General features: G+C 71.0%; 22 protein-coding genes and 1 pseudogene. 9 read left to right on the forward strand and 14 right to left on the reverse strand.

What is annotated here, in order from left to right; translation table 11 throughout:
- The first annotated feature begins 17 nt into the window (after positions 1-17).
- A complete protein-coding gene (locus STRCI_RS38995) occupies positions 18-1,166 on the forward strand; it encodes a hypothetical protein (RefSeq protein WP_269663734.1) in 1,149 nt (382 codons plus the stop codon).
- A gap of 11 nt (positions 1,167-1,177) precedes the next feature.
- Here the strand turns inward: STRCI_RS38995 and STRCI_RS39000 are convergent, their stop codons facing one another.
- The 8 genes from STRCI_RS39000 to STRCI_RS39035 form a co-directional block, all read right to left on the reverse strand.
- On the reverse strand, positions 1,178-2,416 hold the full coding sequence (locus STRCI_RS39000; protein ID WP_269663735.1) for an MFS transporter: 1,239 nt from the start codon (positions 2,414-2,416) through the stop codon (positions 1,178-1,180).
- Positions 2,413-2,988, reverse strand: coding sequence for an ArsR/SmtB family transcription factor (locus STRCI_RS39005; RefSeq protein WP_269663736.1), 576 nt, complete (start codon positions 2,986-2,988; stop codon positions 2,413-2,415). Before STRCI_RS39005 ends, STRCI_RS39000 begins: the two co-directional genes overlap by 4 nt.
- A gap of 91 nt (positions 2,989-3,079) precedes the next feature.
- Positions 3,080-3,616 (reverse strand): GNAT family N-acetyltransferase, encoded by a 537-nt coding sequence (locus STRCI_RS39010; RefSeq protein ID WP_269663737.1) that lies wholly within the window; start codon positions 3,614-3,616, stop codon positions 3,080-3,082.
- Positions 3,617-3,653: 37 nt separating this feature from the next.
- On the reverse strand, positions 3,654-5,213 hold the full coding sequence (locus STRCI_RS39015; RefSeq protein WP_269663738.1) for a mucoidy inhibitor MuiA family protein: 1,560 nt from the start codon (positions 5,211-5,213) through the stop codon (positions 3,654-3,656).
- An 8-nt stretch (positions 5,214-5,221) separates the two neighbouring features.
- The gene (locus STRCI_RS39020; protein WP_269663739.1) at positions 5,222-7,291 is read right to left on the reverse strand and encodes a DUF4139 domain-containing protein; all 2,070 of its coding nucleotides are present in this window, start codon (positions 7,289-7,291) and stop codon (positions 5,222-5,224) included.
- Between the two features lie 117 nt (positions 7,292-7,408).
- A complete protein-coding gene (locus STRCI_RS39025) occupies positions 7,409-7,816 on the reverse strand; it encodes a hypothetical protein (protein WP_269663740.1) in 408 nt (135 codons plus the stop codon).
- Positions 7,817-7,942: 126 nt separating this feature from the next.
- Positions 7,943-8,617, reverse strand: a complete 675-nt coding sequence (locus tag STRCI_RS39030) for a hypothetical protein (protein ID WP_269663741.1) — start codon at positions 8,615-8,617, stop codon at positions 7,943-7,945.
- Entirely contained in the window at positions 8,614-10,260 is a 1,647-nt protein-coding gene (locus STRCI_RS39035; RefSeq protein ID WP_269663742.1) for a serine/threonine-protein kinase, read from the reverse strand. The genes STRCI_RS39030 and STRCI_RS39035 overlap by 4 nt, the downstream gene beginning before the upstream one ends.
- A 164-nt stretch (positions 10,261-10,424) precedes the next feature.
- On the opposite strand from STRCI_RS39035, the gene STRCI_RS39040 reads away from it, so the two are divergent.
- From STRCI_RS39040 to STRCI_RS39050, 3 genes are all read left to right on the forward strand, one after another.
- Positions 10,425-11,690, forward strand: a complete 1,266-nt coding sequence (locus STRCI_RS39040) for a glycosyltransferase family 4 protein (protein WP_269663743.1) — start codon at positions 10,425-10,427, stop codon at positions 11,688-11,690.
- A complete protein-coding gene (locus tag STRCI_RS39045) occupies positions 11,687-12,526 on the forward strand; it encodes a transferase (protein ID WP_269663744.1) in 840 nt (279 codons plus the stop codon). The genes STRCI_RS39040 and STRCI_RS39045 overlap by 4 nt, the downstream gene beginning before the upstream one ends.
- 83 nt (positions 12,527-12,609) lie before the next feature.
- The gene (locus STRCI_RS39050; protein WP_269664758.1) at positions 12,610-13,698 is read left to right on the forward strand and encodes a MerR family transcriptional regulator; all 1,089 of its coding nucleotides are present in this window, start codon (positions 12,610-12,612) and stop codon (positions 13,696-13,698) included.
- Positions 13,699-13,726: 28 nt separating this feature from the next.
- Here STRCI_RS39050 and STRCI_RS39055 read toward each other — a convergent pair whose 3' ends face one another.
- Together STRCI_RS39055 and eno are read right to left on the reverse strand one after the other, a co-directional pair.
- Positions 13,727-17,836, reverse strand: a complete 4,110-nt coding sequence (locus STRCI_RS39055) for a bifunctional nitrate reductase/sulfite reductase flavoprotein subunit alpha (protein WP_269663745.1) — start codon at positions 17,834-17,836, stop codon at positions 13,727-13,729.
- 198 nt (positions 17,837-18,034) lie between these two features.
- Complete coding sequence (eno, locus tag STRCI_RS39060; RefSeq protein WP_269663746.1) at positions 18,035-19,318, reverse strand: phosphopyruvate hydratase; 1,284 nt, start codon at positions 19,316-19,318, stop codon at positions 18,035-18,037.
- Between the two features lie 112 nt (positions 19,319-19,430).
- Here eno and STRCI_RS39065 point away from each other — a divergent pair, with 112 nt between their 5' ends.
- Together STRCI_RS39065 and STRCI_RS39070 are read left to right on the forward strand one after the other, a co-directional pair.
- On the forward strand, positions 19,431-20,330 hold the full coding sequence (locus STRCI_RS39065; protein ID WP_269663747.1) for a winged helix-turn-helix transcriptional regulator: 900 nt from the start codon (positions 19,431-19,433) through the stop codon (positions 20,328-20,330).
- Positions 20,331-20,339: 9 nt separating this feature from the next.
- Positions 20,340-21,023, forward strand: coding sequence for a pyridoxine/pyridoxamine 5'-phosphate oxidase (locus tag STRCI_RS39070; RefSeq protein ID WP_269663748.1), 684 nt, complete (start codon positions 20,340-20,342; stop codon positions 21,021-21,023).
- A 13-nt stretch (positions 21,024-21,036) separates the two neighbouring features.
- Here the strand turns inward: STRCI_RS39070 and modA are convergent, their stop codons facing one another.
- Positions 21,037-21,870: a molybdate ABC transporter substrate-binding protein gene (modA, locus tag STRCI_RS39075; RefSeq protein WP_269663749.1), complete on the reverse strand. Its 834-nt coding sequence runs from the start codon at positions 21,868-21,870 to the stop codon at positions 21,037-21,039.
- A gap of 28 nt (positions 21,871-21,898) precedes the next feature.
- Positions 21,899-22,171 (reverse strand): annotated as a pseudogene (locus STRCI_RS39080) (helix-turn-helix domain-containing protein).
- Positions 22,172-22,309: 138 nt separating this feature from the next.
- On the opposite strand from STRCI_RS39080, the gene STRCI_RS39085 reads away from it, so the two are divergent.
- From STRCI_RS39085 to STRCI_RS39095, 3 genes are read left to right on the forward strand one after another with little or no spacing between them, the layout of a single operon-like run.
- Complete coding sequence (locus STRCI_RS39085; RefSeq protein WP_269663750.1) at positions 22,310-22,792, forward strand: molybdopterin-binding protein; 483 nt, start codon at positions 22,310-22,312, stop codon at positions 22,790-22,792.
- Between the two features lie 13 nt (positions 22,793-22,805).
- Positions 22,806-23,921 carry a methyltransferase domain-containing protein gene (locus STRCI_RS39090; protein WP_269663751.1) on the forward strand — a complete coding sequence of 372 codons (1,116 nt, stop codon included), beginning with the start codon at positions 22,806-22,808 and terminating at the stop codon, positions 23,919-23,921.
- Positions 23,922-23,972: 51 nt separating this feature from the next.
- Positions 23,973-24,665: a M24 family metallopeptidase gene (locus STRCI_RS39095; protein ID WP_269663752.1), complete on the forward strand. Its 693-nt coding sequence runs from the start codon at positions 23,973-23,975 to the stop codon at positions 24,663-24,665.
- A gap of 51 nt (positions 24,666-24,716) precedes the next feature.
- On the opposite strand, the gene STRCI_RS39100 is transcribed toward STRCI_RS39095, so the two are convergent.
- The gene (locus STRCI_RS39100; RefSeq protein WP_269663753.1) at positions 24,717-25,283 is read right to left on the reverse strand and encodes a hypothetical protein; all 567 of its coding nucleotides are present in this window, start codon (positions 25,281-25,283) and stop codon (positions 24,717-24,719) included.
- Positions 25,284-25,318: 35 nt separating this feature from the next.
- A complete protein-coding gene (locus tag STRCI_RS39105; RefSeq protein ID WP_269663754.1) occupies positions 25,319-25,765 on the reverse strand; it encodes a hypothetical protein in 447 nt (148 codons plus the stop codon).
- Positions 25,766-25,768: the final 3 nt, after the last annotated feature.

Raw genomic sequence — 25,768 nt, forward strand, 5'->3', positions numbered from 1 at the left:
CCGGCGAGGGAGGCCTTATGAGCGATGCGACGGGCGGCGGACCCGACAGGGAGCCATGGCTCACCAGGGTGCGGACGTGGTACGACACGAGGACGCCCATTCGTGCCTCGCGGGGCGAGATGGGGCCGTGGGAGCAGAAGGAGGCGGTGCGGGCACGAATCGCCGAACTGGAGGCGATCCTTGACGCTGCGGCCGTCCGTGCGTCGGCGGACAAGGAGCGTGCGGACGTGGCGGAGTCCTACGCCGTCAAGGCACGCCACGAGCTCGTACAGGCCCAGTCCGCGCTCGCACACGACTCCCATCCACGCATGCGGGGGGCCGCACATCTGGGCGTCGCGCAGTCCCACGTCGATTCCGCCATGAACCTCATGGTCTGGATGGCCTCCGGCGAGGACATCAAGGCGATGCTCCCCGACATGCTGGCGCTCATCGACGAGCATTTCGCTCCCAGGGACCCACGGCGCATTCGCGCGACGGAGATCGCGCGCAGACTCCAGCACGACGACCAGAATCGTGGATTGCGCCTGGGCGAACGCGCCTTCCTCGCCGAGACCGTCAGCCACGCCCGGCGACTGCTCCGCAAGGAAACACTGCGTGTGCGCAGTTTCGTGGGGATCGTGATGTCGGTGACGGTGGGCCTGTTTCTCGCCGCCATCGGCGTCGCGGTGATGTCCTGCATCTGGGAGACCGCTATTCCGCTCTGCTTCACCCCGGAGATCAGCGGCGGACGGTACAAGGTGGTCTGTCCGTCCTTCAGCCAGGATTTCGAGGGGCCGCCCACCGCGGAGCAGATCGCCGACACCGCGCGCGCCCAGGACTATCTCATCATCGAGATCGTGGGCGTCCTGTCCGCCGCCATCGCCTCCGCGGCAGCGCTGAGACGGATCCGGGGGACGGCACTGCCGTACAACGTGCCGGTCGTACTGGCCCTGTTGAAGCTGCCGACCGGGGCCCTGACGGCGGGGCTCGGCCTGCTGCTCATGCGCGGCGGCTTCGTCCCGGGGCTCAGCGCTCTCGACTCCACCGCCCAGATCATCGCCTGGGCGATCATCTTCGGCTACTCCCAGCAACTGTTCACCAAATTCGTCGACAACCAGGGGCAAGCTGTACTGGACGCGGTCCGTGGCCCGAGCAGCCACCCCGGGAGTACGGGCCCGCACGCCTGACGGGAGCGCCGTCAGGTCGGGAGCGGTGGGGCGTGCCGTACGGCGGGGCTGGCCGTGGCGACCGCGGCGGTTGTGAGCATCATCGCGGTCAGGACGACGACGGAGCCGACCGGGCCGAGCGCGGTGAGGAGGTAGCCGGCGCCCAGGGAGGCCAGGGGCATGACGCCCCAGGACAGGGTCATGGCCGCGCTCATGACGCGCCCCAGCAGCTCGTTGGGGACCAGCAGAGTTCCGTAGCTGATGATCACCACGTTCCACAGCGGTCCGATGAAGGCACAGGCGGCACCGATGGTCCCGATCAGCAGCGGGCTGGAGGTGAGGGCGAACAGGGGGAGCAGCGCGGCCCAGATCCAGTTGACGCCGATGATGACGGTTCTGGGGGTGAAGTGACGATGGAGCCGGGCGGCCGCGAGTGCGCCGAGCAGGCCGCCCCCGCTGTAGATGCCGAGCATCAGGCCGATGGTGGTGGACGTGGCGCCGTGGTGCTGGGCGAGGACCACGATGATCAGTACCAGGGCCTGGAAGACGAGGTTGCTCATGGCGATCAGCAGCATCGCCGCTCGGATGAAGGGATGCCGCCAGATCCAGCGCAGACCCGCGGTCGCCGCCTGCCACAGGGGTTCCGCCGGTGCCGTCGTCCGGTTCCGCAACTCGCCGCGCAGGAACAGCAGTCCGATTACGGCCACGGCGTAGGAGAGCGCGTCGACGAGGAACGGTACGGCGCGGCCGACGCCGAAGAGCAGGCCGCCCAGGGGAGGCCCGGCCAGCGCCGCACCGCGACTGCGGGCCTCGTTGTGGGCTATCGCGGTGGGCAGCAGCGCCGCCGGGACGATGGTGGGAAGGGCGGCGCGCTCGGCCAGCCCGAAGAAGACGAAGCACAGCCCCTGCAGGAAGGCGACCACGGCGAGGTGCGCGACCGTGGGGGTGCCCGCCCACAGGGCGATCGGGACGGTGGATATGGCCAGTCCCGCGCAGACTTCGCTGACCAGCAGGATTCTGCGGCGATTCCATCGGTCCACCAGCGGTCCGGCGGGCAGATGCGCGATGAGGTACGGCAGGGTGCCGGCGGCGCCCACGATTCCGGCGTCGGAGGGCGATCCCGTCGTCGCGAGCACGAGCAGCGGCATCGCCGTCCCGCTGATCTGGGCGCCCAGGGTCGACACGACCTGACCGCTCCACAGCGCGAGGAAGTCGCGGTTGCGCCACAACGACGGCTGCTCGGCGGTGTCTCGTGCGGCGGGGTCGGTCATGACGTGTCCCCCTGCTCGGGGGTGGGGAACGCGTGGAACACCACGGTGACGTGCCGGCTGCCGTGGGATGCCTGCCCGGGCTCGCGGTGCCAGCGGTTGAGGAAGGCGATGTACTCCTCGCCGAACCGGGCCAGTTCCTCGGCGGTGAGCGTGGTGCTGCCGAAGGAGTGCATGGCCGCGGCGGCGAACTCGCCGAACGCCTCCCGGCCGGTCAGGTACGAGGTCAGAGCGCGGTCGGCGCCCTCCATCCACTGCCGCCCGATCTCCTCGGCGGCTGCGGCGACTTCGGGATCCGCCGGGCGGCGAGGCAGCCGTACGTCCTGCGGTACGGCTCTCCAGTACTTGCGGCGCCCGGACGAACGAGCCGAGTCCTCCTCGATGAACCCGAACCGGGCCAGTTGCCGCAGGTGATAGCTGGTGGCGCCGCGGTCCTCGTCGAACTCGACGGCCAGGTCGGCGGACGTGGCCGGGCCGTGCCGCTGGAGCCGGGTCAGCAACTGTTGGCGCAGGGGGTGAGCCAGGGCCTTGAGCGCGTCGATGTCGGACAGCACGCGGGGTTGTTGGTCGGACACGATGAGAAGATATCTATGCAAAGAAAGTTTCTCAATGCTGGGCGCGCTGCGAAAGCGCTCCGGTGCAGATCGATCTCAGGGCAGATCGACGTCAGCGCAGATCGAGCAGCATCACGTCATGGACGTCCGCGCTCGCGCCCCACAGCCGAGCCTCGCCGATCTTGCGGTACCCCCACGCCCGGTAAGCGGCCGGTGCCTTGCTCGCCGGGTGGACGTTAAGCAGTACCCGCTCGGCGTCGACGCCTTCGAGCAGCGTCCGGTGCAGACGCCCCGCGACCCCCTGCCCACGCCACGCTTCGCGCACGGCGAGTTCGATGAGCCCGAAAGTCCGGCGCCCGTCCTCGCGCCGCATGTCGTCGGGCACGGGCTCGGTCAGTTCGTCCCACCACACCGTGTCGGGCCCGAGCGGGAAGCCGTACGCCATACCGATCGGCCCGCCGCTCTCGGTGCGGGCCAACACCGCGCGGAAGGCGGGCCGTTGAGCCAGTGCGGGGAAGCGCCGGAAGGCGGCCGCGACGTCGTCCTCGGTCTCGTGGTACGGAGCCTCGGCGAACGCCTCCGCGTAGATCAGCCTGAAGGCGTCCTCGGCCCGCACCGCGGCCGCTCCGTCCAGGGGCTCCAGCACCACAAGAGCAGGCGCTCCGGCACCGCGTCGGCTGCCGTCCTCACACACCACTGACCTTGCCGCTCGCGGAAATCTCGTACACGAGGGTGACCGTGCGGCGGCCGCCGGGCGGCAGGGCGATGTCCCAGCGGGCGATGCCCTCGTCGTCCACCGTGTCGGGGAGCGGGGAACAGTCCTCCTTGCGCAGGCGTACGTCCACCGCCGAGACCTCGGAGACCGGAATCCGTTCCCGCAGCACGACCGTCTGATCGCCCCGCGCCCCGGGAGCGGAGAAGCGGGACAGGTGCAGGCGCACCGAGTGGGTCACCGTGGTGCGTTGGGTCATGGTGGCGGTGTCGCGGGACTCCTCGGCGTACCGCAGCACCCGGTAGTCGTCGTGGCTGCCGAAGGCGAGCTCGACGGGCCCGCCGGGAGCGGTGAAGTCCAGTGCGCCCCGGCCGCTGAACCCGCTGCCGCGCACCAGGTCCACGGGACCGGCCAGCAGCGCGTGCCCGGAGGAGTTGTCGAACCGCACCACCTGGGTGACCAGCGGGGACAGTTCGGGGGAGCAGGCGTACTCGCTGCTCGCCGGCGTGGCGGCGGAGGAGAGCGGCACACGGTGGGCGCGTCCGTCGGCGGGGACGGAGACCGGCGCGGCAGAGCGCAGCACCCTCGTTTCACCGCCGTCGTCCACGCCGGGCAGGCCGAGCACGGGGGCCGGGCCGAGGTCGGCGATCTCCTGCTCGCGCACCTCCACCTCGACCGTGCGCCGTTCGGCGGGGGAGCGGTCGGTCAGCGTCAGCCGGTCCTCGACGAGGCGCGGCGGCTCGTTGGCCGCGGCCGAGCGGGCCGTGGACAGCGTCAGGGCCACGTCGGACCAGTCCTCGCCGGTGCCCTGCCACACCATGGCGTCCGTCTCCAGCGTCACCGTGTCCCCGTCGAGCACGGCCCGGTAGGCGGGGCGCCACAGCGCGCAGGGGACGAGGTGGGTCAGCCGCAGCCGTGCCTGCCCCGCGACGTCGGACCGGACGGCCAGCTCGACATGACCGAGCAGCTCGGCGGGCCGCTGCTCGGACAGATGGACGGCGTGCTCGGTCTCCCGGAGTTCGGTGGCGAGCTCCGTCAGCCGGGCCTGCGTGGTGCGCAACTCCTCGCCGCGGGCGTCGCGTTCGTCGTCCACGCGGTCGAGTTCCGCGCTCCAGCGGGCAGTTTCCGTCTCACCCGTACCGGCTCCCTCGCCGATCTCGCGCAGCAGATCGGTGGCGAGCTTGCCCAGCACGTCGAGGCGGGTGCGCAGCCGGTCGGTCCGCTGCTCCAGCGCGAACTGCTCTTCCTCCAGGGCGTGTACCCGCAGCTGGAGCGCCGAGTCGTCGGCGGTGGGCAGCGGTCCGCGCGGTGTCCAGGCACGCACGATGCGGGCGTCGAGAACGCTCGCCTCATGGTCGGCGGTCAGCTCGGCGTGCAGCGTGCGGTCGACCGCCAGCGCGCTGACCGGTCCCAGGCGCAGCCGTTGCACGCCCGCCCGCAGATCCAGGGTGAGGGTGCGTTCGACCTGGGCGCGGTCCTCCAGGCAGGTGACGGCGGTGATGGGGGCGGGGATCAGTTCCGGATCCGTGGACATGGTGTGTGTCAGCTCCTGCGGTTGCCGCCGACCAGGGCCTTCGCGGCCGGGATACGGATTTCGTAGCCGCCGTGCAGGGCGGCGGTGCCGCCGGGCGGCAGCTCGACCCGCCACACGCGAGTGCCCGGGGCATGGTGATCGGGTCCGGCGCCGTCGTCCGGAACCGTCCAGTCGGCTGCCCGCTCGTCGATCCGCACCTCCTGATCGGAGGTGACCGGCACCTGCTCGCGGACCTCGACGGAGACGGGCCGGGCGAGCCGGTTGGCCAGGTCCACCTGTACGCGGTGGTCCAGCACGGTGACGTTGTTGCGCAGGCCCGCCGTCGACTCGTTGAGGTGCGTACGCCGGGTGACCTGGACGCCCTCCGCGGGCCCGAGGCCCATCCGGCGGACGCCGCCGGGTGCGAGCGTGGGCAGCGCGGCGGTCAGCAGGAAGTCGTCGTCGACGGTGACCTCCACCGGACCGGCCAGCAGCGCCTGATCGGTGGCGTTGGACAGCACGAGTGTCCCGTACACCCGCTGCTCCACGGACGGCACGCACAGGTACTCGGTGCGCAGACCGACCGGGATCTCGCTGATGGTGACGGTGTGCCAGGTGCCGTCCGAGGGGATGTCCGCGCGGGCGACGGCGTCATAGCGATGGTCGAAGGAACCCGCCGACACACGAGGGCGCACCGCATGCCCGGGCAGCGGCAGCGCGGCCACCGTCTCGGCACGACGGCGGTGTTCGGCCGCGACCGGGTCGGACGGCGCGGCCGGGAAGAGGCGGCCCCTGCGGCTCGCGGGGTCGTCCGGGCCGCTGAGATACAGCGCGGCGTAGTCGAGTTCGTCGCCGGAGGGCCGCGGCGGACCGGTCACCGGTGCGGGGGGTGCCTGCGGAGGCGGGGCCATCGGGCCGGAGGGGGCCGGTGGCATGGCGGGGGGAGGGGCGGCCGGGGCGCGGCCCGTCCGGGCGCGGGCGGGCTGCGGCGGCGCCTGCGCGAAGGCGGGCATGGCGCGGTCGGGCGCCGCCGACTGCGGCGGGAGGCCGCCCGGTTCGGCGGGCCGCGGGGGCGCTCCGCCGTACGAGGGTGCGACCGGGGGAGGAGGGAGGGGGCCGCCGACGACCGCCGGGGGCGCGCTCCCGGCGGCGGCCGCTACGGCGCCGGATCGCGGTCGGGGCCGCGGGCCCGCCGAGTCGTACCCGGTGAACAGGTCGCCCAGGCCCGCGGGAGGCTCCCGCCAGCCGGACGGCGCGGCGACGGGCTGACGGCGGCCGATCCGCAGCGAGCGCAGTTTCGGCAGGTCGGTGCGGCGCCGCAGATCGGCGGTGGCCAGCGCGATGCGCACCCCGGTCCAGTCCTCGCCGGTGCGCTGCGCGACCGAGGCACGCAGCACCAGGCTGCCGGAGTCGGCGCTCTGCCGGTAGGCCAGCCGGTACGCCGGTACCCAGACGGCGCCCGGAACGCCGTACTCCAGCTCCAGTTCCACCTCACCGGATCCGTCGAGGGTCAGCACCGCGCAGACCGTGGTCGCCACGTGGGCGGAGGGCTTGTCGGTGGTGCCCCGGGCCAAGCGGTCGGCCGCGACGGTGAGTTCGTGCTCGGCGCGGCGCACCTCCGCCTCCAGCTCGGCGAGGCGGCCGTGCAGGGTCGTCAGCCGTTCGTCCACGAAGTCGGCGAGCGCCAGCCACGCCTCGGCGGGAGTGCGACGGTGCGGGTCGTCCCGCTTGCGCGGCGGCGGAACCGGGCGCAGGTCCGTGATCTCCTTGATGCGGGCGAGCAGCCGGTCGCGGCGCCCTCGCACCGCGTCATGGGCGTCGCGCAGCCGCTCCACCTCCTGCCGCAACGCGTCGGAGGAATCCGCGCCGGACGGCTCGGCGTCTACCTCCACCCGCACCTCGGTGACCCGGACACCGCTGTCTCCGACCACGCGGGCGCGCAGCGAGCCCGGGTCGATCGAGCGCGGCAGCCCCGTGACCCGCACTCGCCCCTGCGGCGGCACGGAGCCGCTCGTCAGACGGCTGCACATCGCGCCCTGCGCGTACACCACGACCGCGTCCAGGGCCGAGCCCCACCGCGGTGTCTCCTCGGACTTCATCCGTTCCGCCCCCGTCATGTCCGTGCCGGCCGAAGCCTAGCGCCCGTGGCGGGGATGGCCGAAAGCATCCCCCGGGCCGGCCCGTTCGGGCCGAATGTGCCGCCGTCGCACGCCGCGTCAGAGTTTGCAGAAGCCCGACGCCTTGAGCGCGTCGTTGATCCTCGCGGCCTGCTCCTCCGTGGTCGTCACGTCCTTGTACGTGAACCGCTGTGCGGCGAGGTAGTCGAGCATGCCCGCGCCCCCGTTGATCGCCGAGCACTGATTGCGGGCCGCGTCGATCGCCTCGTCCTCGTACCGCACGACGTCCGGTGCCGCGTCCGCCAGGGTGTCGAGGAGGTCCTGGCGGTCGGCGCCGATCGGCTCCGGCGGGATGCCCGCGGCGGCCGCGGCGGCGTCCTTGTCCTCCTGGGAGACCTCACTCGCGGTGGTCTCCGACTCGGAGCTGGGCTGGTCGGTGCTGCTGGAACAGGCGGTGAGCGCGCAGGCGAGCGCGAAGGCGGCGACAGCGGCAGTGCGGATGCGCATGGTACCCCTCGAGTGCAGTTGCGGAGGGGCATCATTGCGCTGGTTGTGGCCGAACGGTACAGGGTGTGTCGGTACTGTGACCTTCCGCGTTTGTCACGACCGGACCGTTCCGTGCCTGATGAATCGTCAGGAGCAGTTGTAGGTGAACCGAGCGGTGACCGTTTCGCGGGTCGGCGAGAGCAGGTGGAGCTCGGCCAGCGCCGTGCGTTGCCCCTTGCCCTGGAAGGTCCACTTCAGGTGGAGTCTCGCCTCTTCCTGGTCGCGGACGACCACTTCGCGCAGGACGCCGGAGGCGGTGCCGTCGCTCCTGGTCCAGCGGTAGGACAGCGTGCCGGGCTGGCCGTTCGTCCGGACCACGCCGACGATGTCCGCCGTCCCGTCGCACCCCAGAACCTGCGGCTGGGCCGTGACCGTCACCGTGTCGACCTCGACGGACGGCCCGAGCCGCTGCCAGGCGAGGAACGCGAGGACGCAGATCAACACCACGGCGGGCAGCGCGTGTCTGCGCCAGCGCCGACGCGGCGGTGCCGGGGGCGTCGGCACCACGGGGAGCGTCCGGTGCGCGACGGCGGCGGTGACGCCCGGACCGAAGCGCAGGAGGGTGCCGTCGACACGGTCGGGCGGAGGCGGCGACGGCGCCGGTGACGGGGACTCGTCGACGAGCGTGTTCTCGGGCGGCGGTCTCTGGATCCAGTGGCTGGCCAGCACCGTGGCGCTGTACTCGGCCTCGGCCTCGGCCTCGTCGGAGCCAGAGCCAGAGCCGGAGCCGGAGCCGGGGCTGTGCTCATTCTGAGCGGTCATCGGATGTCACACCGCCTGGTCAGGAGCTGCTGAGTGGCGTCACCGCCGGCGGCGGTCGGGCTGGTGGCGGCATAGACCGACCAGTAGCAGCCGGTGTTCTGGAACGTGTGGTCGACGGCGATCGAGTACGTGGTCGCCCCACTGCGCGTGAACGTCTGTGGCGCACCGTCGGCGACGCCGAGCTGCCCACTGACGTTGCTCGTGTACCACGAGACGGTGAGGGAGATCGGCCCGGTGCCGTCCGTGGTGATGTTGAGGGTCGCGGTGGCCGTCGTAGGCCCGGTCTGGCTGAACCCCGACACCGTCACGGCCTTGACGGCGGGCGCGACCGGCGACGGGGGAGCGGTGGTGGTCGTCGGCGTCGCCGTGCTCCCAGTGCCGTCGGGGGGCGTCGCCGTCTCCGTGCCCCCGGCCGAGGCGGAGGGCTCCGCGCCACCCGGTGTCTCCGAGCCGGTGGGCTCCTCACCGGGCGACGACGAAGGGCTCTCCGACGCGGTGGACGTCGGGGACGCGGAGGCCGACGAGGTCGGCGCCGTGGTCCCGGCCGGTTCCGCGCCGGGCCCGGCGCTAGTCGTGGCCAGAGCCTCTGCCGCCTCCTGCGCCGCGGTCCCCGCGTTCAACGGGATTCCGTACGTCAGAAGCACTCCGAGCACGACAGCCGCGACCGAGACCAGCACTCCGGGACGGCCGGGCACCCAGGATCGGGCGGGGACGGGGCCCGCACCTTGGGGCAGGACCGTGCGTGCGAGGTCCGTGGTGGTACGAGGAGTGCCGCGGGCCGAGGGCAGCAGCAGGGGCAGCAGTGCCACCAGCGCGGCGAGCCGGCCCCGGCCCCGCTCCTCCCAGTCCGGCCCGTAGGCGGTGCCCGCGACCGCCTCCAGCTCAGTGACGAACTCCGCCGCCTGCGCAGGCCGTTGCGCCGGGTCCTTGGCCAGACCGCGGCGGATGAGCGCGCGCACCGCTTCGGGCGCCTCGTCGTCCGGGACCGGCGCCTCGACGTGCTGCAACGCCAGTTCCGCGAAGTTGTCGCCCGAGTAGGGCTTGTGCCCCGTCAGGCACTCGAAGAAGGTGGCCGTGGCCGCGTACACATCGGTGGCCGGTGAAGCGGGCGCGCCGGTCCACTGCTCCGGGGACATGTACGAGGGGGTCCCCGCCACACCGGCCGTGGTGCCGGAGTCCACCGCGATCCCGAAGTCGACGAGCTTGGACGAACCGTCCGGCACGACCAGGACGTTCTCCGGCTTGTAGTCGCGGTGGACGACACCGACGCGATGCGCGTCGGCCAGGCCGAGCAGCGATCCCTTGAGGATGACGAGCGCGGCCTCGGGGTCGAGCGGGCCGTGCCGGGTCAGCATGGTCCGCAGCGAGACGCCGTCCACCAGCTCCATCACGATGGCGGCGCCCTGCGGGCCCTCCACGTACTCGTACAGGCCGGTGACGTACGGGCTCTCCAGCCCGCCGAGCAGCCGGGCCTCCGCCCGGAAGTCGTACACGAAGCCGGGCTGGGTGCGCAGTGACTCGCTGAGGTACTTCACCGCGACCGCTACACCGGTCTCCTCGTGCACGGCCAGGACGACGCGCCCGCTCGCTCCCGCACCGAGTTCGAGTGACTCGCTGTATCCGGGCACTTCCCATGTGCTCATCTCATCCCCCGACCTTGCTTTGCGCTCAGAGACACATTTTCGGCCACGGTGGTTGCAGGGCCAGAAGTATCCGCGAGGCGTACCCGGACCGTGACATCGACCGGAAAGGGAACAAAGCGATAACGGCAGGCAACGGGCCGGTGGTTGAGGAGGTCTAGTCCGCCATGAAGATCTCTTTCCTGATTCACAACGCCTACGGCATCGGAGGCACGATCACCACGACGTTCAACCTGGCCCAGGCGCTGGCCACACGGCACGACGTGGAGATCGTCTCGGTGTTACGCCATCGGGAACGCCCGAATTTCACCCTGGACCCCAGAGTTTCCCTGCGGCCTCTGGTGGATCTGCGGAAGGAAAAGGAACATCCGCTTCATCTGAGACCTGCGAGCGTGTTTCCGGCTGCCGAGTACCGTTACCAGCAGTACAGCGAGTTGACCGATCAGCGGATCGGCGAGTGGCTGAAGGCGACCGACGCCGATGTGGTGATCGGCACCCGCCCCGGGCTCAATGTGCATCTGGCCTTTCAGGCCCCGGAGAATGTCGTCCGCATCGGTCAGGAACACCTCACCCTCGACAACCACTCACCGGCGCTGCGCACCGCGCTGCGCCGGGCCTACCGGCGGCTGGACGTGCTCACCACCGTCACGGAGGCGGACGCCGCCGCCTACCGGCGCAAGATGCGCCTGCCCGGCGTCAGGGTGAAGGCCCTTCCCAACAGCGTCCCCGACCCGGTGCTGCCTGCCGCCGACGGCCGCGCGAAGGTGGTGGTCGCGGCCGGCCGACTGGTTCCGGTGAAACGTTACGACCTGCTCATCGAGGCATTCGCCCGAGTGGCCGCCGCCCACCCGGACTGGCAGCTGCGCATCTACGGAAAGGGCGAGGAGCAGGCCCGGCTGCGTCAGCTCGTCCAGAGCCTTGGCCTGTACGACAACGTCTTCCTGATGGGCGCGGCCACCCCCATGGAAGCGGAGTGGGTCAAGGGCTCCATCGGCGCCGCAGCGTCCAACTTCGAGCCGTTCGGCATGACCATCGTCGAGGCGATGCGCTGCGGACTCCCTGTGGTGAGCACCGATTGCCCCTACGGACCCGGCGAGATCATCGAGGACGGCGTCGACGGCCGCCTGGTGCCGGTCGGCGACCGCGACGCGCTGGGCGAGGCCCTGCTGGAACTCGTCGCCGACGACGAGCGGCGCCGACGGATGGGCCGTACGGCCAGGGAGAACGCGCGACGCTTCGCCCCGGCCCCGGTCGTGGAGCAGGCCGAACGCCTCATCGACGAGGCGATGTCGGCGAGAAGAGCGGGGCGGCCGGTCGCACCGGAACGGGACCGAATACATCGGGCCCTGATCAGCCAGGGCTTCGCGGCCCGCGACGCCGCCCACGCCGCGGCAGGCAGCGCGCTGCGCGCCGTACGGAGGGGACAGCGATGAGCCAGGCACCGGTCACGACGACACAGGACACCCCACCGCGCGCCCACTGCACGGCGGACGCCGACGGCCGGATCACCTTCCACCTTCCCGCACTTGAGGCGTCGGACCCCGCGTCGGCGCAACTGCTGGTGCGGCTGCGCCCCAAGAAGGGCGAGCCCGAGAAGACCTCCCACGTCCTGTCCGTCGAAGCGGCGGACGGCGGGGGACGCGCGGTCCTGGAGCCGCAGCCGGCCCTCCCCGAGGGGCGATGGGACGTGTACCTGCTGCCCGAACCGGGAGCGCCGCGCCTCCGCCTCCGCCCCGGCATGCGGGACCTGCGGGCCCTGGTCGACGGACACACCCGTGACCGGCCGTCGCCGGTGGCGGTGCGCGTCCCGTACACCACCAAGGACGGCTATCTCGCGGTACGGACCTGGCTGCGCGCCGGCCACGCCGAGATCGAGGGCATCGAGGTGACGGACGGGACGTTGACCCTCAAGGCGCGGCTGCACGGCGCAGCCACCCTGTCCGAGGAAGCTGTCGTACGACTGCGCGCGAGGGGTGCCAACGGCCCTGTACGGACCCTCCGGCCGCAGGTCGAGGGCGATGGCCGGCGGTTCTCCTTCACCGCGGACATCGCCGAGCTGACCGTCGAGGGCAGCCGCGTCTGGGACCTCGGAGTGCGGCCCCGATCCGCCGACGGGACCTCCTACATCCGTATCGGCCGGCTGCTCGACGACGTGGCGGACCGCAAGGAGATCTTCGTGTATCCGTCCGCCACGGTCGGGGGTCTCGTCGTGCGCCCGTACTACACGGTGGACAACGACCTCTCCGTGGAGGTGACGGCCGCCGAGTGAAGGGGCGGCGCGAACCGCTTGACCCTCACGTGGCGTGATGCCGCAGGCTCGGTGGCGTGGAAGAACACCTGACCGTGGGACGCGTGGCGGAGCTGACCGGAGTGAGCGTCCGCACGCTGCATCACTATGACGAGATCGGCCTGGTACGGCCGTCCGCGCGGACCGCGGCCGGATACCGGGCCTACTCGGCGGTCGACGTGGAGCGGCTGCGGGAGGTCCTCGCCTACCGGCGGCTGGGTTTCGGGCTGCGCGAGATCGCGGATCTGGTCGACGACCCGCACACCGACGCGGTCGCGCGCCTGCACCGGCTGCGCGGCCTGCTGCTGGAACAGCGCGACAGCGCCGCCGCCATGGTGACGGCCATCGACAAGGAACTGGAGGCACGGGCCATGGGGATCAGGACCACGTCGGAGGAGCAACTGCAAGTATTCGGAGCGCAGTTGTACGACACCATCGGGTCCGCCTACCCGGCGACACGACGCACCGAGCCGCGGATCGCCGCGAGGGTCTGGGACGCGCTCGGGGACGCGCGGACGGTACTGAACGTGGGCGCCGGCACCGGCTCCTACGAACCCCCGGACCGTGACGTGACCGCGGTGGAACCGTCGGCGGTGATGCGGGCGCAGCGCCCCGTCGGGGCGGCACCGTGCGTCGCCGCCGCCGCGGAGAGCCTTCCGTTCGAGGACCAGTCCTTCGACGCGGCGATGGCCTTCAGCACCGTGCACCACTGGCAGGACCCGATCGCCGGGCTGCGCGAGATGCGGCGCGTGGCCCGGCGGGTGGTGGTGTTCACGCACGACGCCAGTGACGCCGGGTGGCGGCAGCGGTTCTGGCTCACCCGCGACTACCTGCCCGAGGTCGCCGCTCTCGTCGGCGGACGCCCTCCGGTGGACCGGCTGGCCAGCGCGATCGGGGCTCGCATGGAGCCGGTGCTCATCCCGTGGGACTGCGCCGACGGCTTCTTCGAGGCCTACTGGCGACGGCCCGAGGCGTATCTGGAGGACCATGTGCGCCGCGCGATATCGGTGTGGACCCGAGTCGGGCCCGAGGCCGAACAGCGGGCGGTCGACGGGCTCCGCGACGACCTGTCCTCCGGCCGGTGGGCCGAGCGCAACCGCGACCTCGTCGATCTCGACGCGGCAGAACTCGGCCTCCGCCTGCTCGTGGCCTGAACCATCACTGCTCCGATCATGATCGGGGTCAGTAGACGTCGCGGACGTAGCGCTTGTCCGCCGCAAGGCGCCTGACGTAGGCCGCGGCCTCGTCGGGGCTCAGGCCGCCGTGAGTGGTCGCGATGTCCTTGAGGGCCTCGTCGACGTCCTTGGCCATGCGCGTGGCGTCGCCGCAGACGTAGAAGTGGGCGCCGTCCTGGAGCCACTGCCACAGGCGGGGGCCGTGTTCGCGCATCCGGTCCTGGACGTAGACCTTGTTGCGCTGGTCGCGGGAGAAGGCGAGGTCGAGGCGGTCGAGGTGGCCCGATGCCCGGTACGCCGCCAGCTCCCGCTCGTAGTAGAAGTCCGTGGCCTGGCGCTGTTCGCCGAAGAAGAGCCAGTTGGGCCCGGTGTGGCCACGGGCCTCGCGCTCCTGGAGGAAGCCGATGAAGGGGGCCACGCCGGTTCCGGGCCCCACCATGATCATGGGCGTGGCGGAGTCGGCCGGTGGGCGGAAGTGGGGGGAGCGCTGGACGAAGACCTGGACGGGGCCGTCGTCCGCGTGGTCGGACAGGTACGTCGAGCACACTCCCATGCGGTCCCGGCCGAGGGCGTTGCTGTAGCGGACGACGGAGACGGTGAGGCGGACCTCATTGGGGTGGGCGAGCGGGCTGGAGGATATGGAGTACAGGCGGGGCTGGAGGCGTTTGAGGACACCCGCCCACTCCTGCACCGGGGCCCGGACGGGGAACTCGGCGATGACGTCGGCGGCCTGGCGGCCCCAGCTCCACTGCGCGAGGGTGTCCTTGTTGTCGGGCCGCAGCAGGCGCTTGAGGTCGTGGTTGCCGGTGCGATCCGTCACGAACCTCAACAGGTCGGTGGTGATGCGGGCGATGTCCAGCCGGGTGCGCAGGGCTTCCTCAAGAGGAAGGGGTGTGCCGTCGCCGAGGTCGATCGCCTCATCGGGGTCGAGGCCGGTGAGGGCCAGCCATTCGGCGACGAGCGGGGCGCCGTTGGTCGGCCAGACACCGAGGGCGTCGCCCGCGTCGTAGGCGAGTTCGCCGTCGCGGGTGTCGAAGGCGAACTGCCGGACCTCCTTCTGGGAACCGGGCAGGCTGAGCAGCCTGTTGCCGACGAGGAGGGTGGCGAAGGGGGATGCCTTGGTCGGCGCGGGTGTGGTGGGCGCTGTTCTCGTCGCGGGTTGCGGGCGGTCGGCCGTGGCCAGGGCGGTGACGACCTGGCCGAGCCAGTCCTCGGCGTCGTCCTCGAAGTCGGGCTCGCAGTCGGTGCGGGGGAGTAGCCGGGTGGCCCCGAGCGCGTCGAGTCGCTCGTCGAGGCGGCGGCCGTGACCGCAGAAGTCGTCGTAGCTGGAGTCACCGAAGGCGAGGACCGCGTACCGGATCCCCTCCAGCCGTCCCGCGTCCGGGGCGCAGAGCAGCTGCCAGAAGTCGGCGCCGTTGTCGGGCGCGTCGCCGTCCCCGAAGGTGCTGGTGACGATCAGTACATCGGTGTCCGCCGTGAGGTGTGCCGGGGACACCTCGGCCATGGGCAGCAGCTCGACGGCACGGCCGGACTCGGCGAGCCGGCCGGCGGCGGTGGCGGCGAACTCCTCGGCGTTGCCTGTCTGGGACGCGTAGAGGATGAGCAGACGGCGGGTCGGTACGGCGGCCGGGGCCGCGATGGTGGGTCCGTCGGCGCGGGAGAACATCCCGGCCAGCACACCGTCGACCCAGAGAGCGTTCTCCCGGGAGAAGGGCGCGCTCGGAGGCAGCACGGGGACCCGTCCGTCGGGTGGGGCGACGGTGAGGGCGGAGAGATAGCCGGAAAGGTATTCGCGCTCCGGCTCGGCCAGGATCCTCGGGGCGTAGTCGCCGATGCCGAAGAGCGTGGCGAGCACGTGGACGGGTGAGTCAGTCGGTCCGGCCGGTACCGGCCAGGGGGTGGGAGCCACAGTCGGGGTCTCGGGGACGGGGACGGCCGTCCTGGCGAGGGCGACGGCGCAGACCTTCAACTCGGGCTGGAAGGAGATCGGGTCGATGGCGTCGCTGGTGACGGCGTTGATGCTGAGGTACTCGCCGAAGAGGTCGTTCCAGTGGAAGGGAGCGAAGCATGTGCCGGGCCGGACCCGGTCGGTCACCACGGCGGGCAGTACGGCCCGCCCGCGGCGGGAGGCGACTTCGAGATGGTCGCCCTCGCTCACGCCCAGCGCCCCGGCGTCGTCGGGATGGACCTCCACGAACGGTCCGGGGTTGAGCTTGTTGAGCTTGGCGACCTTGCCGGTCTTGGTCATCGTGTGCCACTGGTGCTGGAGGCGGCCCGTGTTGAGGACGAAGGGGTAGTCGTCGTCCGGGAGTTCGGCGGCCGGCAGGTGCGGGCGGGCGAAGAACTGGGCCCGTCCGCTCGCGGTCGGGAAGACCAGACGGGGGCAGGTGCCGTCCTCGCGTTCCAGGAGGGCCTGGCTGACGCCGTCGTTGAGATAGCGGATCGGGTTGTGGTCCGGGCCGTCCACGCTCGGCGCCGGCCACTGGACGGGTGTGGTGCGCAGCCGGTCGTAGGTCACACCACGCAGGTCCCAGCCGGTCTTGGGGTTCCACGCCTGCTTGAGCTCCTCGAAGACCTCCTCGGCGCAGGCGTACGTGAAGGATTCGGCGAAGCCCATCTCGCAGGCCACCCGGGCGATCAACTGCCAGTCGGGGAGCGCCTGTCCGGGCGCGTCGACGACTCCCTGCGCGAGGGTGAGATTCCGCTCGGAGTTGATCATCACGCCGTCGGACTCCGCCCACAGCGTCGCGGGCAGGACGACATCGGCGTAGGCGTTGGTCTCGGTCTCGGCGAACACGTCCTGGGCGATGACGAGTTCGGCGGCCTCAAGACCGGCGATGACGTTCTTGCGGTTGGCGACGGAGGCGACCGGGTTGGTGCAGATGATCCAGCACGCCTTGATGTCCCCGGCGGCCATCTGCTCGAACATCTCGACGGTGCCGCGCCCGACCTCGGTGCGCAGGGAGCCCTCGGGTATCTTCCACAGCTTCTCGACGAAGGCGCGCTCGGCGTCGACCAGGACGGAGCGCTGGCCGGGCAGACCGGGGCCCATGTAGCCCATCTCGCGGCCGCCCATGGCGTTGGGCTGACCGGTCAGCGAGAAGGGGCCGGAGCCCGGACGACACAGGGCGCCCGTGGCGAGGTGCAGATTGACCAGGGCGTTGGTGTTCCAGGTGCCGTGGGTGGACTGGTTCAGGCCCATGGTCCAGCAGCTCATCCACTCGCCGGCCGCACCGATCCACTCGGCGGCCCGACGGATGTCCGCCTCCGGGATGCCGGTGATCTCCGCGACCTTCTCGGGCGGGTAGTCCGCGAGGAAGTCGGGCATCTCCTGCCAGCCCTCGGTGAACTCCGCGATGAACTCGGCATCGGTGTGCCCGTTCGCGTGGAGCAGGTGCAGCAGGCCGTTCAGCAGGGCGAGATCGGTGCCGGGCCTGATCTGGAGGAAGAGGTCGGCCTTGTCGGCGGTGGCGTTGCGGCGCGGGTCGACGACGATGAGCTTGGCGCCCGCCGACTTCACGCGGTCCATCATGCGCAGGAAGAGGATCGGGTGGCAGTCGGCCATGTTGGCGCCGATCACGAAGAACGCGTCCGCGCGGTCGAAGTCCTGGTAGGAGCCGGGCGGGCCGTCCGCCCCCAGGGACAGCTTGTAGCCCGAGCCCGCCGATGCCATGCACAGCCGGGAGTTCGACTCGATCTGGTTGGTGCGGACGAAGCCCTTGGCCAGCTTGTTCGCCAGGTACTGCGCCTCCAGGGACATCTGCCCGGAGACATAGAAGGACAGCGCGTCGGGCCCGTGCTCGTCGAGGATCGCCCGCAGCCGGCCGGCGACCGAGGCGATCGCCTCGTCGACGTCCGACTCGACCGGCTCCGCACCGCGCTCGGCACGCACGAGAGCCTTCCCGAGCCGTCCGGGCGCGGCCATCATGTCCGCACTCGTCGACCCCTTGGTGCACAGCCGCCCGAAGTTGGCGGGGTGCTCCTTGTCACCGGACGCCCTGGCCGCGCGACGACGGCCGTCGATGGGGTCCCGGATGATGTCGAGCACGATGCCGCAGCCCACCCCGCAGTACGAGCAGACCGTACGGACGCCGCCGTCCTTCGAGTCAGATGCCACCGATACTCCACCCCGTCGCGCTGGTGCTGCCCGAGCCGGTGCGCCCGTCCATGGCACCGACCCACGATCATCACCGTAAGAAGATCGAATTTCCGACCCGTCACACGTCGGGAGTGCGGGGGGTTACACCCCACGCACACACCACGGCGGCGTCGTGTGAGGCGGGGAGGCGGAGCGCCCGGGACACGTCCGGCCTGGTCAGCGGCGGAGCCCCAGCGCTTCCCCGCCCGCGTACCGGGCCTGCGCCCCGAGCTCCTCCTCGATGCGGACGAGCTGGTTGTACTTGGCGGTGCGGTCGGAGCGGGACAGCGAGCCGGTCTTGATCTGGCCGCAGCCGGTGGCGACGGCGAGGTCGGCGATGGTGGTGTCCTCGGTCTCACCGGAGCGGTGGGACATCACGACCGTGTATCCCGCGCGGTGCGCGGTGGCGACTGTGGCCAGCGTCTCGGTGAGGGTCCCGATCTGATTGACCTTCACCAGGATCGAGTTGGCGATCCCGTCGCGGATCCCGGCGCTCAACAGCGCCTCGTTGGTGCAGAAGACGTCGTCACCGGTGAGCTGGCAGCGATCGCCGAGCCGGGCGGTCAGCGCGCGCCATCCCTCGTGGTCGTCCTCGGCCATCGGGTCCTCGATGGAGGCCACGGGGTAGCGGTCGACCAACGTGGCCAGGTAGTCGGCGTGTTCGGCAGGAGTGCGGCGTACACCCTCGCCCGCGTAGTCGTAGACGCCATCGCGGAAGAACTCCGACGTGGCCGGGTCCATGACCAGAGTGATGTCGGTGCCGGGCTTGTACCCGCTCTGCTCGATGGCGCGGACGACGAAGTCCAGGGCCTCGTCCGCGGTGCGCAGGTCGGGTGCGAAGCCGCCCTCGTCGCCGACGTTGACGCTGTGGCCGGCGGCGACGAGGCTGCCGCGCAGAGTGTGGAAGACCTCCGAGCCCATGCGGACCGCCTCGGCGAAGGAGGTGGCGCCGATGGGGGCGATCATGAACTCCTGGAAGTCCAGCGGATTGTCGGCGTGGGCGCCGCCGTTGACGATGTTCATCATCGGCACCGGCAGCAGCCGGGCGTCGATGCCGCCGATGTAGCGGTACAGCGAGAGCCGGTGGGCGGCCGCCGCGGCTTTGGCGGTGGCCAGGGAGACGCCGAGCAGGGCATTGGCGCCGAGTCGGGACTTGGTGTCGCTGCCGTCCAGCTCGATCATCGTGTAGTCGACGGTCGCCTGGTCCTCGGCGTGCAGTCCGATCACGGCGTCGGCGATGCTCTCGTTCACGGCGTCGACCGCGCGTCGAACTCCCTTGCCGTGGTAGCGGGTCGGGTCGCCGTCACGGAGTTCCACCGCCTCGCGCGCGCCGGTGGAGGCGCCCGAGGGGACGGCCGCGCGGCCGAGTGATCCGTCCTTGAGCTCTACGTCGACCTCGACGGTGGGATTGCCCCGGCTGTCGATGATCTCCCGTGCGACGACCCGGCTGATGGCGGTCACGGTGCAGCTCCTCACGCAGGGCCCGCGCAGGGCGGGCGATAGGTTTCGCTCGGATCGGGTAAGTTTCATCAGGAAACAAAGTGAGTCCCGAAAAGGAACTTACTATGGGCGCATGAGGATGCACAACGCCGACGAGAACTGCGGCATCGCCCAGGCCGCCATGGTGCTGGGGGACTGGTGGAACGTGCTGGTGCTGCGCGAAGTCGCCCGCGGACACGTCCGGTTCGACGCCTTGGCCGCGGAGATCGGCCTGTCCCGCAAGGTCCTCAGCGAGCGGCTCGGCCGCCTCGTCGCGAGCGGGGTGCTGAACCGCAGCCTCTATCAACGGCGTCCGGTGCGCTACGAGTACCTGCTCACCGACGCCGGTGCGGCCCTGCTGCCCCTGCTCGTCGCCATGCAGGACTGGGGTGACCGGTGGGTCCTGGGTGACGGAAGTCTCACCGCGACAGCCGACGCCGAGAGCGCCGAGCACGCCCGCGTCCACGCCCTGGTCGGCACGCGCCTCCCGGACGGTCCTGAACTGCCCGGCGGGCAGGGTGCCGACCTGCCGCTCGTCGCACCGGACAGTGCCGCGACCGTGCTGTTCACCTACCCCGGCACGGGAGACGAATGGGGTCCGATCCCCGGAGCGGCGGGCTGCACCCTGGAACACCGCCTCTTCCGGGACGCCTGGCCCGAGTTCCAGCGAGCAGGCGTGGACGTACGCGGCATCAGTACTCAGCTGATCCATGAGCAACAGGAGTTCGCCCGGGCGGAGGAACTGCCGTACCCACTCCTCTCCGACGCCGCCCATCAACTGGCCGCGGCCCTGCGGCTGCCGGTGTTCCGCGGCGCGGGCCGACTGCGCCACAAGCGCCTGATGCTGATCGTCGACGCCGAACGGACCGTCCAGCACACACTGTTCCCGGTCGAGGACATCCCGCACGCCGTCGCCCAGAGCCTCCGGCTCGCCGCGGGCTGCGCCCGCACGGCGGCAGTCCGTCCCGATCCGCCGTCCCGCAGCGCCCACTGAGGAGAACTCATGGATCCCCAAGGTGCCCAGCAGCCGATGAGTGTGCGGGACTGGCTGCGGAGCCTGGAGGTGTTCGCCGGGCCGTCGGCGGAGTTCGATCCCGCCGACGCACCGGCGGAACCGGTCGAACTGTTCCTCGGCTGGCTGCGCGAGGCGGTCGCCGCGGGTGTGCCCGACGCCCACGCCATGACCTTGTCGACCGTCGGCGAGGACGGCGGCCCGGACGCCCGAGTGCTCATCCTGAAGAACGTGGACGACGACGGCTGGCAGTTCGCCGTCCACGCCCACAGCCCCAAGGGCCTTCAGCTGGCCGGTCGGCCGCGCGCGGCGCTTACCTTCTACTGGTCCCAGCAGGGACGACAGATACGAGTGCGGGGCACCGTCGAACCCGCGTCCCCCGAGCGGAGCGCAGCCGACCTGCTGGCCCGGTCGCCCTCGGCGCGCGCCGAGGTGCTCCTGGGCTGTCAGAGCCGGCACCTGCACAGCGCCGAGGAGCGTGAGTCGGCGTTTCGCGCGGCGCTGGCCCGGATCGAGTCCCAGCCCGACCTGGTCAGCCCCGAGTGGACACTGCACACCCTCGTCCCGACGGCCGTCGAGTTCTGGCAGGCGGACAAGGACCGCCTGCACACTCGGCTGCGCTACGAACGCTCCCACCGCACCGGCCCGTGGGAGCGCCACATGCTGTGGCCGTAGCCGGTGACCGGTCCTACGGCTTGAGGAATCCGGCCTCGGTCAGGACCCGCTGCCCTTCCGCGGACTGGACGAGGGTGATGAACGCCTTGGCGGCGTCGGTGTTCTGCGCGTCCTTGAGCAGGGCGATCGGGTAGTCGTTGATGGCGTCGGCCGACTCGGGGAAGTCCACGCCCTCCACCTTGTCACCGGCGGCCTTCACATCGGTCTTGTAGACGACCGCGGCATCCGCCTCCTTGAGCTCGACCTTGGTCAGCGCGGCCTTGACGTCCTGCTCGTAGGAGACCGGCGTGAGCTTGAGGTCACTGGCTTCCAGGGCCTTCTGCGCGGCGGCGCCGCAGGGCACCTCCTCGTCGCAGAGCACGACCTTCAGGGAGGACTTCGTGAGGTCCTTCAGGGAGGCGATCTCGTCCGGGTTGCCCGGCAGGGTGGCGATCTCCAGCTGGTTGCGTACGAACGTCGCGGGCGTCCCCGAGGCGTCCCCGGCATCCGTGACGATCTTCATCGTCTTGGGGCTGGCGGAGGCGAAGACATCCGCCGGGGCGCCCCCGGTGATGCTCGCGGCCAGCGAGTCGCTGCCACCGAAGCTGAAGACGACCTTCGTGCCCGGGTTCTCCCGCTCGAACTGCTTGCCCAGCTTCTCGAAGCTCTCCTTCAGGGAGGCGGCGGCGAACACGGTCACCGTGCCGGAGAGCTTGCCCTTGTCGGAGGCCGACTCGGAGGTGTCCGAACCGGACGAGTCCGAGTCGGACGAGCAGGCGCTCAACGCCAGCAGGGCGACTGCGCTCGCACCGCTCACCCACTGTCTCCGGTGGGTGTGACGGGTCCGGCGCACGGTAGAGGTCGACACGGATGTACTCCTTCTTGGGAAACGCTTCTCAAGGTCTTTCGATGACGACGTTGGTCGACTTGATCACTGCGATCGCCGGTACGCCGGGCCGGTCAGGCGGTTGCGGGCCGAGGAGCCGGGGTTCTCCCGGTCCGGGCGGTGCACCTGCCGGGCGAAGTCCGCCAGGGCGGCTCCGGGCATGACGCGGCGGCCGGAGTCGTCGCGTTTCGGCGTGCAGTTTCCCGCCGTCCACCCGACGCCTCATCGTGTCCGCGCTGACGCCCAGTAAGGCGGCTGCTTCACCGATCCGGTAGGTGTGCATACGCTGAGCATACTGCCGCACCTGCGAGGTTAATGTCCCCTGGTGCATCGCATGAGCAGCCTTGTGGCTTTCTACGGGTGGTATCTGCGTTTGTGCGGCTGGCCGGTTCGGGTACGGTCACCGGGGAGGTGGTAGCCCGTGAGTCAGTCCCTCGCAGGTGCCCGTACGGCCGCCGTTCCGATGGCGGAGGTGGTGCTCTCCGGTGATCTGGGCCGGCCGTCCCGGCTGACCGTGCCCGATCTGCTGGCCTGGCCTCAGTGCGGGGCGGAGGTCAGTTTCGAGTGCGCCACGAGCGGGGTGCAGCGGCACCGCTTCACCGGGCCTCTGCTGTACGACGTGCTGTCCGCCGCCGAGCCGGGTTTCGACCCCGCCCGGCGCAAGGACCGGCTGCGCTTCCTGATCGCCGTGACCGGAGCGGACGGCCATCACACGCTGCTGTCCTGGGCGGAGATCGACCCGGACTTCGGGCGGGCTCCCGTGCTGCTGGCGGTCACCCTCGACGACAACCCGCTGGACCGGGCCGGACCCCAGCTCGTGCTGCCGCAGGACCGCTGCGGGGCCCGGTACATCAGCGGGATCACCGCGGTACGCGTGGACGGCGGATACCCCGCATGGGCGTGAGGAGAGGCGACGAGTGAGCACGGCTTCCACCACGCACCTCCTGGTGGTCGAACTCGCGCCGCGGGAAGGGCCGTTCGACCCGGGTGCGGAGCTGCGGGTACGGATGTGTCGCACGTGGGCGGGTGACCCGGTCCCCGCCGCCTTGGGGGACGCCGCCGGGCTGGTGGTGATGGGCGAGACCGCGTCGACGCGAGAGAAGGTTCCCGTTCGTCCGGCGGAACTCACGCTGCTGCGTACGGCGTTGGAGGCCGAGGTCCCCGTCCTCGGGGTCGGCGAAGGCGCTGAGCTCCTCACCCGGGCGGCCGGCGGCGAGGCCCGGCCTGGAGCCGTGGCGGCCGCGTGGAACGATCCGCTGTTCGCCGGTGTCCCCGACGCCTGGCGCGTGCCCCACGGAAGCAGCGACAACCTCGGCTTGCGGGCGTTCCGGATCGGCGGCTCGGCCTGGGGGATTGAGTTCCGTGCGGAGACGGCCGACGCCGTCACCTCACCCGCTGACGCGGTCTTGCCCCGCTTCGCGGCGCTCGTCGCCAGTCGTGCGGCACGCAGCGCGACCCGCACGTTCTTCACGCCCAAGGCGGCGGCCTGGGAGGAGCGCTTCGCCGTCGACGGCCCCCGGTACGCGGCCGCCGTCGCCCGGATGGGCCTGTGTCCCGGCCAACGGGCCCTGGACGTGGGCTGCGGAAGCGGACGCGCGCTGCCCGCACTTCGGACGGAAGTCGGCGCCGAGGGGCTGGTGCTGGGAGTGGAACTGACCCCGGCGATGCTCACTGCCACGGCGAAAGAGGGCCGCTCGGGTCTCGCCCGGCTCCTCATGGCCGACGCCTGCCGACTGCCCCTGGCGGCCGGGGCGGTGGACGGTGTCTTCAGCGCGGGCCTGATCAACCATGTGCCGGACCCGGCCCAGGCGTTGGGCGAATGGGCGAGGGTGACCGCGCGGGACGGAGTGCTGCTGCTCTATCACCCCTCGGGCCGCGCCGAACGCGCCGCCCGCCATGGCCGCCCCCTCGACCCGAGTGACCCGCTGGCCGAGGAGAACCTGCGCCCGGCGCTGCACGCCGCCGGCTGGTCCCTCGCCTGCTGCGAGGACGCCCGGAGCCATTTCCTGGCGCGGGCGGTCCGAGTGACCTGAACGAGGGTTCCTGGTTGCGGCTAAATGATCTAGAAACATAGGGTATGTCCCATGACGAACGATGAATCCATACGCGCGGCACGGCTGTTGGACGCTCAGGCGAAGGCCGAGCGGCTCTTCGCGGAGATCGAGACGCGCGGGCTGATCGCGCCCGGGGAGGGCGAGCGGGCGGTCAGCGACCGGGTGCGGGATCTGGCGAACGAGCTGTTCGGCACGACCCGGCACTGGCACAAGCGGATCGTGCGCTCGGGCCCGAACACACTGAAGCCGTACCGGGAGAACCCGCCGGACCGGGTGATCGGCACGGACGACATCGTGTTCGCGGACTTCGGCCCGATCTTCGAGGAGTTCGAGGCCGACTTCGGGCGGACCTTCGTGCTGGGCGAGGACCCGGTCAAGCACCGGCTGCGCGACGACCTCGCGAGGATCTTCGCCGCGGGAAAGCGGTACTTCGCCGACCGTCCCGACATCACCGGCAAGCAGCTCTACGTCGAGGTGGAGCGGCTGGCCGCGGAGGCCGGCTGGGAGCTGGGCGCCTGGCACGCCGGGCACCTGGTCGGCGAGTTCCCGCACGAGTCGATCGACGGCGCGGACGTGGAGTCGTACATCGCGCCCGCCAACGACACCCCCATGCGGCGCACCGACAAGGCCGGGCGCCGCTGCCACTGGATCCTGGAGGTCCATCTCATCGACCGCGAGCGGGAGTTCGGCGGCTTCTACGAGGAGCTGCTCACCCTCGGCTGAGCTGCCACGCCACGACGGCTCGAACACGAGCCTGCTCCGTCACCACCTGAGTCAGGGCTTGTTCTTGACGTCCTTCACCGAGGTCGGCCCCAACTGCTTGGCGCTCGCGTACTCCGGCATCGTCATGGGTTTGTCGAACAGGAAGAACGACTGGTTCGTACCGACCGTGAACTCCATGTAGGCGCCGGTCGTGGCGTCGAAGCCGTAGTACGCGTTGCAGGTGGAGCCCGATGAATAGGTGCCGTCCATGCCGGGCTGCGGAAGGACCGCCACGCCGTCGGAGCTGGACTCCACCCTGTCCGTCGGGGTGAGCATCTTGCAGCGGGGCACGGGGAGACCCTTCATGATGAAGTACCCGTACTCGCCCCTGGCGTTCTGGATGTAGACGTAGGAGAGCTTGCCGCGCTTGCCCCACGTCTTGATCCACTGGTTGATCGCCTCACGCGTCGGCGAGTACTCCATCCGGCCCGCCGGCTGCTGCGCGACGAGATGGTCGTAGTTCTCCTGCTTGGCCTTGTTCTCCTTGTCCTGGCTGGTGTCGTCGGTGCAGGACGTCAGGGCGAGGCCCGCGACGAGCGCGAAGACGGTGACCAGGACCATGCGTGCGAGTCGTTTCATGCGGAACTGCCTTCCTCCCGGCGTGCGGTGGGGAATCAGTGGGCGCAGGTCGTGTGCTCGGCGGTGGCGTCCAGCCGGTAGGGCAGGTTCTTGTCCCGGAAGGGCGCGCGGTGTTCCTGGGCGGCCTTGGAGTTGTAGGCGTTGACCGACTCGATCCGCGTGGCCTTCAGCGCGGTGATCGACTGGTCGATCTGCGTCGCGCGGACCGCCGTGGCGGCCTTGCGCTCCTCCTGGAGCGCCTCGATCGTTCCCTCGGCGTTCTGCGCGGCCTCGCACAGATCGGCGAACTCCTCGTACGTGGTCCGGTGGAACTCGACCGATTCCACGGTGTCCTCGGGCTCGTCCTCCCCGTCGTGGAACGGGGCGATGAACCATCCCGCCCCGCCGAAGGCGAACACTCCGACGACGTACAGCACGGCCAGCCCGAGGATCCCCCCGACGGCCCAGCCTTTGGAACGTGGTCCTAAACGTACGAGACCCATGGC

Origin of the sequence: Streptomyces cinnabarinus (assembly GCF_027270315.1) — a bacterium.
GTDB lineage: Bacteria > Actinomycetota > Actinomycetes > Streptomycetales > Streptomycetaceae > Streptomyces > Streptomyces cinnabarinus.

Excerpts from the sequence above, each read along its gene's own strand:
- STRCI_RS38995 (WP_269663734.1), top strand. The coding sequence starts at position 18 with ATGAGCGATGCGACGGGCGGCGGACCCGACAGGGAGCCATGGCTCACC.
- STRCI_RS39000 (WP_269663735.1), bottom strand. The coding sequence starts at position 2,416 with ATGACCGACCCCGCCGCACGAGACACCGCCGAGCAGCCGTCGTTGTGG.
- STRCI_RS39015 (WP_269663738.1), bottom strand. The coding sequence starts at position 5,213 with ATGTCCACGGATCCGGAACTGATCCCCGCCCCCATCACCGCCGTCACC.
- STRCI_RS39020 (WP_269663739.1), bottom strand. The coding sequence starts at position 7,291 with ATGAAGTCCGAGGAGACACCGCGGTGGGGCTCGGCCCTGGACGCGGTC.
- STRCI_RS39025 (WP_269663740.1), bottom strand. The coding sequence starts at position 7,816 with ATGCGCATCCGCACTGCCGCTGTCGCCGCCTTCGCGCTCGCCTGCGCG.
- STRCI_RS39030 (WP_269663741.1), bottom strand. The coding sequence starts at position 8,617 with ATGACCGCTCAGAATGAGCACAGCCCCGGCTCCGGCTCCGGCTCTGGC.
- STRCI_RS39035 (WP_269663742.1), bottom strand. The coding sequence starts at position 10,260 with ATGAGCACATGGGAAGTGCCCGGATACAGCGAGTCACTCGAACTCGGT.
- STRCI_RS39040 (WP_269663743.1), top strand. The coding sequence starts at position 10,425 with ATGAAGATCTCTTTCCTGATTCACAACGCCTACGGCATCGGAGGCACG.
- STRCI_RS39045 (WP_269663744.1), top strand. The coding sequence starts at position 11,687 with ATGAGCCAGGCACCGGTCACGACGACACAGGACACCCCACCGCGCGCC.
- STRCI_RS39065 (WP_269663747.1), top strand. The coding sequence starts at position 19,431 with ATGAGGATGCACAACGCCGACGAGAACTGCGGCATCGCCCAGGCCGCC.
- STRCI_RS39070 (WP_269663748.1), top strand. The coding sequence starts at position 20,340 with ATGGATCCCCAAGGTGCCCAGCAGCCGATGAGTGTGCGGGACTGGCTG.
- STRCI_RS39095 (WP_269663752.1), top strand. The coding sequence starts at position 23,973 with ATGACGAACGATGAATCCATACGCGCGGCACGGCTGTTGGACGCTCAG.
- STRCI_RS39100 (WP_269663753.1), bottom strand. The coding sequence starts at position 25,283 with ATGAAACGACTCGCACGCATGGTCCTGGTCACCGTCTTCGCGCTCGTC.
- STRCI_RS39105 (WP_269663754.1), bottom strand. The coding sequence starts at position 25,765 with ATGGGTCTCGTACGTTTAGGACCACGTTCCAAAGGCTGGGCCGTCGGG.